Origin of the sequence: Micromonospora parastrephiae (genome assembly GCF_016802865.1) — a bacterium.
GTDB lineage: Bacteria > Actinomycetota > Actinomycetes > Mycobacteriales > Micromonosporaceae > Micromonospora > Micromonospora parastrephiae.
In genome coordinates this window covers 18,414-30,804 of the sequence record NZ_JAEVHM010000056.1, presented here as the reverse complement: position 1 = coordinate 30,804, position 12,391 = coordinate 18,414, and the positions used below count along the sequence as shown (strand labels likewise).

Annotated in this window: 8 protein-coding genes and 2 pseudogenes; 4 read left to right on the top strand and 6 right to left on the bottom strand. The window is 72.4% G+C overall.

All coding sequences use genetic code 11. The annotated features are described in order from the left end of the window. Positions 1-589 (bottom strand): annotated as a pseudogene (locus tag JNW91_RS14160) (hypothetical protein); the annotation flags it as partial. A 3-nt stretch (positions 590-592) separates the two neighbouring features. Then, entirely contained in the window at positions 593-1,222 is a 630-nt protein-coding gene (locus JNW91_RS14155; RefSeq protein ID WP_203175392.1) for an MBL fold metallo-hydrolase, read from the bottom strand. 93 nt (positions 1,223-1,315) lie between these two features. Here JNW91_RS14155 and JNW91_RS14150 point away from each other — a divergent pair, with 93 nt between their 5' ends. Further along, positions 1,316-2,278 carry a DUF4349 domain-containing protein gene (locus tag JNW91_RS14150; protein ID WP_203175393.1) on the top strand — a complete coding sequence of 321 codons (963 nt, stop codon included), beginning with the start codon at positions 1,316-1,318 and terminating at the stop codon, positions 2,276-2,278. Here JNW91_RS14150 and JNW91_RS14145 read toward each other — a convergent pair. Both JNW91_RS14145 and JNW91_RS14140 read right to left on the bottom strand, forming a co-directional pair. Further along, a complete protein-coding gene (locus tag JNW91_RS14145; protein ID WP_203175390.1) occupies positions 2,235-3,494 on the bottom strand; it encodes an amidohydrolase in 1,260 nt (419 codons plus the stop codon). The two genes, JNW91_RS14150 and JNW91_RS14145, sit on opposite strands and share 44 nt — an antisense overlap. A gap of 529 nt (positions 3,495-4,023) precedes the next feature. Continuing rightward, positions 4,024-5,607 (bottom strand): acyl-CoA mutase large subunit family protein, encoded by a 1,584-nt coding sequence (locus tag JNW91_RS14140; RefSeq protein WP_203175388.1) that lies wholly within the window; start codon positions 5,605-5,607, stop codon positions 4,024-4,026. A 205-nt stretch (positions 5,608-5,812) separates the two neighbouring features. On the opposite strand from JNW91_RS14140, the gene JNW91_RS14135 reads away from it, so the two are divergent. Further along, positions 5,813-7,945: a serine/threonine-protein kinase gene (locus JNW91_RS14135; protein ID WP_203175386.1), complete on the top strand. Its 2,133-nt coding sequence runs from the start codon at positions 5,813-5,815 to the stop codon at positions 7,943-7,945. 47 nt (positions 7,946-7,992) lie between these two features. Next, a pseudogene (locus JNW91_RS14130) lies at positions 7,993-9,659 on the top strand (phospho-sugar mutase). A 19-nt stretch (positions 9,660-9,678) separates the two neighbouring features. Here JNW91_RS14130 and JNW91_RS14125 read toward each other — a convergent pair. Continuing rightward, on the bottom strand, positions 9,679-10,356 hold the full coding sequence (locus JNW91_RS14125) for a GOLPH3/VPS74 family protein (RefSeq protein ID WP_203175378.1): 678 nt from the start codon (positions 10,354-10,356) through the stop codon (positions 9,679-9,681). Positions 10,357-10,427: 71 nt separating this feature from the next. Next, positions 10,428-11,060 carry a uracil phosphoribosyltransferase gene (upp, locus tag JNW91_RS14120; RefSeq protein ID WP_203175376.1) on the bottom strand — a complete coding sequence of 211 codons (633 nt, stop codon included), beginning with the start codon at positions 11,058-11,060 and terminating at the stop codon, positions 10,428-10,430. A gap of 134 nt (positions 11,061-11,194) precedes the next feature. Between upp and deoC the strand changes: the two genes are divergently transcribed. Further along, the gene (deoC, locus tag JNW91_RS14115) at positions 11,195-12,154 is read left to right on the top strand and encodes a deoxyribose-phosphate aldolase (RefSeq protein WP_203175374.1); all 960 of its coding nucleotides are present in this window, start codon (positions 11,195-11,197) and stop codon (positions 12,152-12,154) included. The last annotated feature ends 237 nt before the right edge of the window (positions 12,155-12,391 follow it).

The following is a 12,391-nucleotide window of genomic DNA, read 5'->3' as shown; positions in this document are numbered from 1 at the left end:
GTCGGGGGGCCGCCTCGGGGCGTGCGCGCTGGGCCCCGGGTCGGCGGGTCGGCCGTTCCGGCTCCTCGTCGGTGCCGGTGACCAGCCGCAGCTGGGGTCGGGGCACCTCACCGAAGCCGGCGTAGCTGGCCGAGCGGAGCAGGCGTCCGGCCCGGACCTGCTCGGCGACCTCGGCGTCGGAGAGCGCAGCGTTGAGCGTGGCCTCCACCTCGGCCAGCGGAAGTTTGCCGGCCGGCGGCGCGTCGGGCTCCGCCGCGGCGAGCTTGCGGACCTCGGCGACGAGGGCGCCCACCACGGCCCGGCGCTGGGCGGACAGTTCCCGCAGCCGGGGCCCGCGCAGTTCCCGCTGGGCGGTCCGCAGCGCGTCGGCGAGCTGCACCAGGTCGGCGACCAGCTCGGGACGGTGGATGGCGAGGAGGTTCACCAGCCAGGCGGCCACCGTGGGGCGACGCAGCCGGGCCAGTTCGCGGGCGGTCGCCGGGTCGCCGGCGCGTCGGGCCTCGGCCACGGCCGCGTCCCGGGCGGCCACGAACCGGTCCGGCGGGATGCGGTAGAGCTGTTGCACCAGCTCCGGGGAGGGGCTGGGCATCGCTCAGACGTCCACCCGGCTACCGGGCTCCAGGCGCTGGTACTCGGTGCCGGACAGCGCCGCGTACTGCCGGTCGAGCACGCCCAGCCCGTTGTCGTTGAGCAGCGCGTCGTGCAACGCGTACGCGCGGCGGGGTGCGACCGCCCGGATGAAGTCGACCACCTCGGAGAACTTCGACCAGGGGGCGTGAATCGGCGCGAAGAGCGTGTCGACCGGCGTCTCGTCCGGCACCACCAGGGCGTCACCCGGGTGGTAGACCACGTCGTTGATCAGGTAACCGAGGTTGTCGACCACCGGGATGTCCGGGTGGATCACCGCGTGCCGCCCGCCGTACGCGCGGATGGCGACGCCGGCGGCGGTGAACGACTCGCCGGCCGAGACCGGGCGCAGCGCCTCGGCGGCGTCGCCGAGGGTGCCGGCGAGCGAGGCGGGCCCGTGGATCGGGAACGGCCGCCGGTCGAGTTCCAGGCGCACCGCCGCCAGGTCGAGGTGGTCGGGATGTTCGTGGGTGATCAGCACCGCGTCCGCACCGTCCAACGCCGCGGGATCGCCGAACACGCCAGGGTCGACGACGAGCACTCCCCCGTCGTGTTCCACCCGGAGGCAGGAGTGGGCGTACTTGGTGAGCCGCATCGTGACTCCTCGATTATCGAATCGTGACGTCCTCAGCGCAGTCTGCCGGAACCAGCCGCTGCGCGCGCCGCGTCCGAGGTATCGCCACACCGGCTGACAACGATGGGAGCGGGGATGGACGGACGGGCGGGACGACGCCGCGGTGCGCTGCTGGCTGCGACGACACTGGCGGCGGCGCTGGCGGTGACGGGATGCGGTGCCGGCGACAGCGGTACGCGGGACACCGCGGGCTCGGCGGCCGAGGCGCCGGCGGTCAACGGCGGCGAGGCGGCCAAGGACGCCGCCGCGGGCGCGCCGGAGGCGGCCGGGGCCGGCGCACCGGACCTGCGGGTCGACCAACGGGCGATCATCTACACCGGAACGATGCGGGTGCAGGTGGACGATGTGGACGCGGCCGCCCGCGAGGCCGCCGCCGTGGCCACCCGGGCCGGTGGCTTCGTCGGCGGCGACCAGCGGCGCAGCGCCGACGCCGACGCGGTGGTCGAGTTGCAGCTGCGCGTGCCGGCGGCGACGTTCACCGGTGTGGTGGAGCAGATCGCGAAGCTCGGTCGGCCGCGGAGCCGGGAGATCAACACCCAGGACGTCACCGAGGAGACCGTCGACCTGGACGCCCGGATCACCAGTCAGCGTGCCCGGGTGGACAGCGCCCGCCGCTTGCTGGCCCGCGCCACCACGATCACCGACCTGGTGTCGTTGGAGAACGAGTTGGGCCGCCGGGAGGCCGACCTGGCCTCTCTGGAAGCCAAGAAGCGACGCCTGGCCGACCTGACCGCCCTCTCGACGATCACCGTGTCGCTGGCCGGGCCGGCCGCGAAGTCCGCCGAGGAGGAGGCCGAGACCGGCTTCCTGGTCGGGCTCAAGGGCGGCTGGAAGGCGTTCGTGGTCTCGTTGACCGTCCTGCTCACGGTGCTGGGCGCGTTGCTGCCGTGGCTGGTGGCGCTCGGCGTACCGCTGGGCGTGCTGCTGGTGGTGCTGCGCCGGCGGCGGAAGTCCCCGGCCCTGGTCGCCCCGGTCAGCGCACCGCCGCCAGTGCCCGCAGCGCGGTCTGCACCATGACGCGTACGCCGGCCGGGATGGCCCGCTCGTCCACGTCGAAGGACGCGCGGTGCAGGTCGACGTTGGGGCCGGAGCGGCCCACGCCGAGGCGGGCGAGGGCGCCGGGGACGTACTCCAGGTACCAGGAGAAGTCCTCGCCACCCATGCTCTGGGGTGTCTCGGCGATCCCCTCCGGGCCGAGGGCGGCGGCGGTGGCGGCGGTCAGCACCTGGATGGCCCGGGAGTCGTTGCACACCGGCGGCCGCCCGCGCAGGTACTCCAGGTCGACCGTGGCGCCGGTCGGGGCGATCACGTCCCGGACGACCTGAGCGACGATCTTGGGAGCCTGCTCCCAGGTGTCGCGGTCCATCACCCGCAGTGTGCCGGAGGCGCTGGCCTCGGACGGGATGACGTTGTAGCGGGTGCCGGCCGAGGCGTGGCCGAAGACCAGCAGCAGGCCGCTGTTGGCCGGCACCCGGCGACTGACCAGCGCGGGCACCTCGGTGATCAGCCGACCGAGCGCGTCGACCAGGTCGACGGTCAGGTGCGGGCGGGCGGTGTGCCCACCGGGGCCGGAGAGCCGGACGGTGACGTTGTCGGCGGCCGCGGTGATCGGGCCGACCCGCAGGCCGACCTGACCCACCGGCAGGTTCGGGTCGCAGTGCAGGGCGAAGATCTGCACCACGTCGTCCAGGCCGCCGGCCTCGATGACCTCCAGCGAACCGCAGGGCAGGATCTCCTCGGCCGGCTGGAAGATCAGCCGGACGCGGCCGTCCAGCTCACCGAGGTCGGCGAGTTGCGCCAGCAGCATGCCGACGCCGAGCAGGATCGAGGTGTGCACGTCGTGCCCGCAGGCGTGGCAGACGCCCTCGACGGTGGACCGGTAGGGCACGTCCTTGGGGTCGTCGAGCGGCAGCGCGTCGATGTCGGCGCGCAGTGCGACGACCGGGCCGTCGGGGCGGCCGTTGACGTCGCAGATCACGCCGTTGCCCTTGGGCAGCAGCCGTGGTTGCAATCCGGCCAGGGACAGCTCCCGCGCGATCAGTGCGGCCGTTTCGAACTCCGTGCCGGACAGCTCGGGGTGCGAGTGGAGGTGACGGCGCGTGGCAATCAGCCCGGGTACCCGGAGCGCGAGGAGGTGGTCCAGTTCGCGGGGCAGGGGCTGGGACCCGGGCGGCGGCTCCGGCCAGGACGACGCCAGCTGGCTGCCGGTGGGCAGCGTCAACGCACTCGTCACGTCGAATTCTCGATCACTAGAGATGGATGGATCATCGGGGACAGCAGACAGCCTAGACCTCCGGCGGTGACGCTGCGCAACCTCGTTCCGGTAATGATCGGACCGCGCAGCGTCACGTATGGCCTGCTGAGAACGCTCGGAAGGGTGCGAGACAGCAGGTAGATCACGGTCGAAGGCCGTCATCTGCCCCTCACCTCCTACAACGCGTAACCGAACCGGCGGTCCTGAATCTCGGTGTCGACCGTCGGCCCCTGTTGCGAATTGTCGCATTAGTCGGGGTGGTTAACTGACACTCCGACAATTAGCCGACCACGCTCCGCAACGAGCCGGAAAGACGCTCACACGCGCTCGCCCGCCATCACCGCACAGGGTGTGCGTCCCGACGACCCGGTCGGGATACCCGTAAACCTCGGTGGGCACACCGCAGACACCGCGGAAGGGCCGCGTCGCCCACCGGGCTCCACCTCCCACGGTAGCTCCGCCGAAGGCCGCAAACCCACTCTGACCTGGGATAACGGCGAAAGAGCGGTCAGAAGCGATCGGTGGGCCGGTACAGCCCCCACGCCTCGCGCAGCGTTCCGCAGACCTCACCCACCGTGGCCCGGGCCCGCAGCGCCTCCTTCATCGGGTACAGCACGTTCTCCGTACCGTCGGCGGCAGCGCGCAGGTCGACGAGCGCCCGCGCCACCGCGTCAGCGTCCCGCTCGGCGCGCAGCCGCGCCAGCCGCTCGGCCTGCGCCGCCTCGATCGTCGGATCGACCCGCAGCGGCTCGTACGGCTCCTCCTCGTCCACCGTGAACCGGTTGAGCCCCACCACCACCCGCTCACCCGAGTCGATTTCCTGGGCGATCCGGTACGCGGACTGCTCGATCTCCCGCTTCTGGAACCCGGCCTCGATCGCGTCCACCGCGGAGCCGTGGTCCGCCACGCGTTCCATCAGCTCGACGGCGGCGGCCTCGATCTCGGCGGTCATCGCCTCCACCACGTAGGAGCCGGCGAACGGGTCGACGGTGGCGGTCAGGTCCGTCTCGTACGCCAGCACCTGCTGGGTACGCAGCGCGAGCCGGGCGGCCTTCTCGGTGGGCAGCGCGATCGCCTCGTCGAAGCTGTTGGTGTGCAGCGACTGGGTGCCGCCGAGCACGGCGCCCAGTCCCTGCACCGCCACCCGGACCAGGTTGACCTCGGGCTGCTGCGCGGTGAGCTGCACGCCGGCGGTCTGGGTGTGGAAACGCAACATCAACGACTTCGGATCCTTGGCGCCGAAGTCGTCACGCATCAGCCGGGCCCAGATCCGTCGGGCGGCGCGGAACTTCGCCACCTCCTCCAGCAGCGTGGTACGGGCCACGAAGAAGAACGACAGCCGGGGCGCGAAGTCGTCCACGGCGAGCCCGGCGGCCAGCGCCGCGCGCACGTACTCCACGCCGTTGGCCAGGGTGAACGCGATCTCCTGCGCGGGCGTCGCGCCGGCCTCGGCCATGTGGTAGCCGGAGATGGAGATGGTGTTCCACTTCGGCACCTCCTTGCGGCAGTACGCGAACGTGTCGGCCACCAGGCGCAGCGACGGCTTCGGCGGGAAGATGTACGTCCCCCGGGCGATGTACTCCTTGAGGATGTCGTTCTGGATGGTCCCGTTGAGCGCCGAGCCGGGCACCCCGTTCTCCTCGGCGACGAGCTGGTAGAGCAGCAGCAGCACCGAGCCGGGCGCGTTGATGGTCATCGAGGTGGACACCTTGTCCAGCGGGATGTCGGCGAAGAGCAGCCGCATGTCCTCAATGGAGTCGATGGCCACGCCCACCTTGCCGACCTCGCCGTGCGCGATCGGTTCGTCCGAGTCGTAGCCCATCTGCGTCGGCAGGTCGAAGGCGACCGAGAGGCCCATCGTGCCGGCCCGCAACAGTTGGTGGTACCGCTCGTTGGACTCGGTGGCGGTGCCGAAGCCGGCGTACTGGCGCATGGTCCACGGACGGGAGGTGTACATGGTGGGGTAGACGCCCCGGGTGTACGGAAACTCGCCGGGGCCGCCCAGCCGGGAGTCCAGGTCCTCCGGAAGGTCGGCGCCCGTGTAGACGCCCTTGATCGGGAAACCGGACTCGCTTGACCGCCGTTCGCTCATCCCCGGATGGTAGGACGCCGGGGCATGTCGTCGGGTGAGGGATACCGCACAGTGCGTCCCGACCGGTCGACAGGAGGTGAACGCCAGGGCACGTTCTGTCGACTTCGATAAACGTCCGTCGCGTCGGCTTTCGCATCGGGCGTCGGAACCAGCAAGATAGGGGGGTTGTGTCCCAGCCCCCTCGATTTCCCCCGGTGGCTTTTCTGTGACTCAGATCCCGACGTGGAGCGGCGGACCGGTCAGTCCCGCCAACGGCCGCGCAGCACCCGGCACCACCATCGGTGGCCGGTACTCGCTGCGGTCCTCGGTGGGCAACGGCGGCATGGGTACGGTGTGGCGCGCCACAGACACGTTGCTGCGCCGCGACGTGGCGGTGAAGGAGGTCGTCCTGCCGCCGGGGTTGGCCCCCAGCGACCGCGACGCCATGTACGAACGCACCCTGCGCGAGGCCCGCGCCGCCGCCGCCATCCAGCACCCGGCGGTGGTGCAGGTGTACGACGTGGTCACCGAGGCCGGTCGGCCGTGGATCGTGATGGAGCTGCTGGACGCCCGCAGCCTCGCCGACATGGTGATCGAGGACGGGCCGGTCGCACCCCGCGCCGTCGCCAAGATCGGCATCGCGCTGCTCGGCGCGCTGGAGGTCGCGCACGCGATCGGCGTGCTGCACCGCGACGTCAAGCCGGCCAACGTGCTGATCTGCACCGACGGGCGCTGCGTGCTGACCGACTTCGGCGTCGCCCGGATGCCCACCGACGTGCAGCTCACCACCCCCGGCATGGTGCTGGGCTCACCGCACTTCATCTCCCCCGAGCGGGCCATGGGCCAGGAGTTCGGCCCACCGAGCGACCTCTTCTCGCTCGGTGTGACGCTCTACACGGCGGTCGAGGGGCGACCGCCGTTCGACAAGGGCGACCCGATCGAGACCATGCACGCCGTGGTCGAGGACCCGCCCGCCCCGCCGCAGCGCAGTGGCCCCCTGACCCGGGTGCTGATGGGCCTGCTGGAGAAGGACCCGGCCCGCCGGCTGGACGTGCACACCTCCCGGGCCATGCTGCGCGAACTGCTCGCCGGCCCGCTGGGCAGCACCGCCACCGCCGTGCACTCGGTCACCGACCCGTACGCCGTGGTGCCGGTGCAGCAGCGTCCCGCGCCGGTCCACAAGCCGGCACAGCCGGAGCCGAAGCCGGACAACCAGATCGGCGGCCGTGCGATGCTGGCCCCGGGCGAGTCCCTCACCGACCGGCTGGCGGCGCTGCGTCGGGGCGAACGCCCGCAGCAGACCACCTCCGCCGGCGCCACCGGGCTCGACGACACCAGCGCCGACGCGCTGGCCGGCCCACTGCACACGCCGACCGGCGCGATGCCCGCTCCCGGGCGACCCGCCGCCGGGCGCACCTACGGCGGCAACGCGGACGCCACCCAACGGGTGAACGCCGGCGGCCATCCGGACGCCACCCAACGGGTGAACGCCGGCGGCCATCCGGACGCCACCCAACGGGTGGACGGCGGCGGCCATCCGGACGCCACCCAACGGGTCAGCTACGGCAACCCGTCCGACGCCACCCAGCGGGTCGGGTACGGCGGCGGCGCGCCGGATGCCACCCAGCGCGTCGGTGGCACCTACGGCGGCGGCAACCAGTGGTCGGTCCCGGGCACCGGCCAGCCCTGGGCCACGCCCGCCGCGTCGGGCGGCGGCGCGCTGGGCAAGGTCCGCGCCACCGGAGGCCAACTCGTCAGCACGGTCAAGGGCTGGCCGCGCAAGGTGCAGCTCGCCGCGGCCGGCGGACTGGCCGTGGTGCTCCTGCTCACGGTGGTGGCGCTCTCCAGCGGTGACGACCCGGCCCCGAGCACCCCGCAGGCGCAGCCCACTCCGTCCGCCGCCGCGGGCCCTGCCGTCGAAATGCAGGAGCACGCGGCACGCGGCATCCAGGTCATGGTGCCGAAGGGCTGGAAGAAGGCCACCGGCGGCTCCTACACCGACTACATCGACCCGGAGGACAGCGGCCGCAAGGTCCGCATCATCACCGAGAAGTGGTCCAGCAGCTCCACCCGGTGGGCGGAGACGGCCGAGAACGGTCTCAAGACCAGGAGCACCTCCTGCGTCAAGCCGTACGCCCAGGTCAGCGCCACCGAGACCGAGCTGGCCAGCAAACCGGCCGCCGAATTCGAGTACACCTGTGGCGAGGGCGACGCCATGCGGCACGGTGTCTGGCGGGGCGTGGCGCAGAACGGCAAGGCCTACTCGTTCTACCTCACCTGCACCGACACCAAGTTCGCCGAGAGCAAGCCGATCTTCGACGAGATGGTGCGGACGTTCCAGCTCACCGGGGACGGCTGAGCCGGAGGGAACCGACAGCGGTGATCGCCGCCGTGCTATCAAGGGGCATGGCGGCGGACACCACTGACATCGACGACATTCGCGAGCAAGCCCGGCGCTGGCTGGCCGACGACCCCGACCCGGCCAGCCGGAACGAGCTGACGGCGGTGCTCGACGCGCTGCCGTCGAGCGCCCCCGACCTGGCCGACCGGTTCGCCGGGCCACTGACCTTCGGCACCGCCGGTCTGCGCGGCCCGCTGCGCGCCGGCCCGAACGGGATGAACCTGGCCGTGGTCACCCGGGCCGCCGCCGGCCTGGTCGACTGGCTCGCCGCCCAGGGCGGCACCGGCCCCCTGGTGATCGGGTACGACGCCCGGCACGGCTCCCGGCAGTTCGCCGAGCGCACCGCCCAGGTCGCCACCGGGGTCGGCCGTCCGGCGCTGCTGCTGCCCGCCCGCTGCCCACCCCGGTCCTGGCGTACGCGGTGCGCCAACTCGGCGGGGTCGCCGGCGTCATGGTGACGGCCAGCCACAACCCCCCGCAGGACAACGGCTACAAGGTCTACCTCGGTGCCGAGCTGGGCGGTGAGCTGGGCGCGGGCGCGCAGATCGTGCCGCCCGCCGACGCCGGTATCGAGGCCGCCATCCGGGCGGTCGGCCCGCTGACCGAGGTGCCGCTGGGCGCGCCCGGTCAGGTGCTCGGCGACGACCTGGTCGCCTCGTACGTCGGGCGGGCGACCGCGGTGATCGATCCGGACGGGTCGCGGGACCTCACGGTGGCGTACACCCCGCTGCACGGGGTGGGCGCGGCGGTGCTCACCGCCGCCTTCGCCCGCGCCGGTTTCCCGGTGCCGGGCGTGGTGCCCGACCAGGCCGAGCCGGACCCGGCGTTTCCCACCGTGTCGTTTCCCAACCCGGAGGAGCCGGGGGCGGTGGACCGGCTGATCGCCCTCGCCGACTCGACCGGCGCGGATCTCGCCATTGCCAACGACCCGGACGCGGACCGCTGCGCCGTGGTGGTGCGGGAGGACCGCGGCGGCTGGCGGATGCTGCGCGGCGACGAGGTGGGCGTGCTGCTCGCCGACCACCTGATGCGGCGAGGGGTGACCGGGCTCTACGCCACGACCATCGTCTCGTCGTCACTGCTGCGGGCGATGTGCGCGGCTCGGGGCCTGCCGTACGACGAGACGCTCACCGGCTTCAAGTGGATCGTCCGGGCCGGCGGCGGGAGCGCGCCACTGGTCTTCGGCTACGAGGAGGCGCTCGGCTACTGCGTCGCCCCGCAGCACGTGCGCGACAAGGACGGCATCACGGCGGCGCTGACCGTGGCCGAGCTTGCCGCCGGCCTCAAGGCGCAGGGTCGTACGCTGACCGACCGGCTGGACGAGCTCGCCGCGGAGTTCGGGGTGCACCACACCGACCAGCTTTCCGTCCGGGTGGACGACCTGCGGCTGATCGCCGACGCGATGGCCCGGATCCGGGCGGCCACCCCGACGACCCTGCTGGGCCAGCCGGTGGACAGCGCCAAGGACCTGCTTCCCGAGGCGGACGTGGTGATCCTGCGCACCGGGGCGGCCCGGGTGGTGATCCGTCCCTCCGGGACCGAGCCGAAGCTCAAGGCGTACCTGGAGGTGGTGGAGCCGGTGCCCGACGGCGATGTCGCCGCCGCACGCGCCCGGGCCGGCGCGGCGATCGCGCGGCTGCGCACCGAGATCGCCGCCGCCCTCGGGTTGTAGCCCGAGGGCCGCGACACGGTCAGCGGCGGGGCCCGAGGGCCTGGTCGACGGCGCGGCCCAGGGCGGCGACGACCAGTCCCACCGAGGGGCGGACCACCGAGTCGTCGGCGCTCACCTGGCCGGAGAAGCCGGCGCCGGTGGCGATCTCCTCCAGCCGCCGGCGGGCGTCGGCGGCGGTCTCGCCGCTCACCCCCAGCGCGGTCTCCATCCGCAGCACCACGACCAGGGTGGCCAGCGCGGCGGTCCGCTCGTCCGGGGCCGCCGCGCCGGTCAGCGCCTCGGCCAGCCGTTGGCGGGTGTCCGCCTCGACGGATCTGTCCAGCACCGGGTAGCGGTGCACGTGGATGAAGCCCAGCTCGGTCTCGTCGACGTCCCGGACCACGCCCTGGGCGCACAGGTCACCGAGGATCCGGTCGCGCAGGCCGTGCCGCAGGCGCTGCACCCAGGAGGCCGGCGTGTGCGGCGTGTCGGCCGCGATCCGACCCAACACCTCGTCGGCGACCGGCTCGCCGGTGGGCGTCGGGTCGACCACGGTCAGAGACCCGTCGTCGTACGCGATCCGGTTGGCCAGGGCCAGCTCGACCAGCACCGCGGCGGCCATACCCAGATCCAGGCTGATCCGCGGCATGGTCGCCTTGCCGGTCTGGTCGTCGTAGGCGAGGAGCAGCAGTTCCTCGGCGAGCGCAACACCAGTCATGGCCGGAAACGGTAGCGGGTCCGCGCGCCACCGCGCGCGACCGCCGTTACCCGGCACCGACCGGTGGAGGATCAGAAGCGGGGCATGCCGCCGAACTGGCGGTCGCCGGCGTCACCGAGCCCGGGGACGATGAACATCCGGTCGTTGAGACCCTCGTCGATCGAGGCCGTGACCAGGCGCAACGGCAGGCCGGAGCGTTCCAGCCGCTCGATGCCGACCGGCGCGGCGAGAACGCAGAGCACGGTGATGTCGGTGCAACCCCGGTCGGCCAGCAGCCGGCAGGAGTGCTCCAGCGACCCACCGGTGGCGAGCATCGGGTCGAGCACCAGCACCGGCAGGCCGGCGAGATCCCGGGGCAGCGACTCCATGTACGCGCGCGGCTCGTACGTCTCCTCGTCGCGGGCCAGGCCGACGAAGCCCATCGAGGACTCCGGCAGCAGGCCGAGCGCGGCGTCGGCCATGCCCAGCCCGGCTCGCAGCACCGGGACCAGCAGCGGCGGGTTGGCCAGCCGGGTGCCCTCGGTGCCGGTGACCGGCGTCTGCACCGGGTACCGCTCGACGGGGAAGGAGCGCGCCGCCTCGTACACCAGCATGGTGGTCAGTTCGTGCAGCGCCGCCCGGAACGTCGAGGAATCGGTGCGCGCGTCCCGCATGGCGGTCAGCCGGGCCTGGGCCAGCGGGTGGTCAATGACGTGTACATCCACGATCGCTCAACCTACCGGTCCGTTCGGCGCTTCGGTGTGGCTGCGCTCCGAGCAGCGACGCCGCTCACGTCGGCGCGGCCGACCGGGCGATCGGAGCAAGATCACTCGGCGCGCCGGTGCGTAGACTTCGGGGCATGACGGCGACAACGACGTCGGCCCGGTCGGAGCTCTCCGAGCTGGGACGATCCGAGACCGCTCTGCGGACCTTCCTGCACGGCCTGCCCGGCGTGGACCAGGTCGGCGCGGAGCAGCGGGCGGCACAGCTCGGCACCCGCTCCATCAAGACCACCGCCAAGGCGCAGGCGATCGACCTGGCGATCCGAATGGTCGACCTGACCACCCTGGAGGGCGCGGACACCCCCGGCAAGGTGCGCGCGCTGGCCGCGAAGGCGCTGCGCCCGGATCCGGCCGACCCGTCCTGCCCGCACGTCGGCGCGGTCTGCGTCTACCCGGCGATGGTCCCGTACGTCGCCGAGGTGCTGCGCGGAAACGGTGTCCACCTCGCGAGTGTGGCGACGGCGTTCCCGTCGGGTCAGGCACCGCTGGAGATCAAGCTCGCCGACACCCGGGCCGCCGTCGCCGCCGGCGCCGACGAGATCGACATGGTGATCAACCGGGGTGCGTTCCTGGCCGGTCGGTACAAGGAGGTCTACGACGAGATCGTGGCCACCAAGGAGGCCAGCGGGGACGCCCATCTCAAGGTCATCCTGGAGACCGGCGAACTGGCCACCTACGACAACGTGCGCCGGGCCTCGTGGCTGGCCATGCTGGCCGGCGGCGACTTCATCAAGACCTCCACCGGCAAGGTCCCGGTGGCGGCCACGCTGCCGGTGACCCTGGTGATGCTGGAGGCGGTCCGCGACTTCCGCGAGGCCACCGGGCGGCAGGTCGGCGTGAAGCCGGCCGGCGGCATCAAGACCACCAAGGACGCGGTCAAGTACCTGGTGATGGTCAACGAAACCGTCGGCGCGGACTGGCTCGACCCGGACTGGTTCCGCTTCGGCGCGTCCAGCCTGCTCAACGACCTGCTGATGCAGCGCACCAAGCTGACGACCGGCACCTACTCCGGTCCCGACTACTTCACCCTGGACTGAGCGAACGGGTCTGACGACCTGCGAGAACAACCCACATAGCGCCTCTGAGCAGGCAAAACACTACGGAGCACCCCGTGTTACTACGGGGTGCTCCGTGTTGTTGTGCGCCCCGAATGTGCCCCAGATTGCTGTGAGTGGTTGTGCCGGGTGCTCCACACAGTTATTGTGTGTTCAACGCACAACACAAGACGGGCCGGGCAGGAGCGCCAACTCCTGTGATCCCGGCCCTTGATCGCC

Bases quoted from the DNA above. Each gene is read 5' to 3' on its own strand.
- JNW91_RS14155 (WP_203175392.1), bottom strand. From the start codon at position 1,222: ATGCGGCTCACCAAGTACGCCCACTCCTGCCTCCGGGTGGAACACGAC.
- JNW91_RS14140 (WP_203175388.1), bottom strand. From the start codon at position 5,607: ATGAGCGAACGGCGGTCAAGCGAGTCCGGTTTCCCGATCAAGGGCGTC.
- JNW91_RS14125 (WP_203175378.1), bottom strand. From the start codon at position 10,356: ATGACTGGTGTTGCGCTCGCCGAGGAACTGCTGCTCCTCGCCTACGAC.
- deoC (WP_203175374.1), top strand. From the start codon at position 11,195: ATGACGGCGACAACGACGTCGGCCCGGTCGGAGCTCTCCGAGCTGGGA.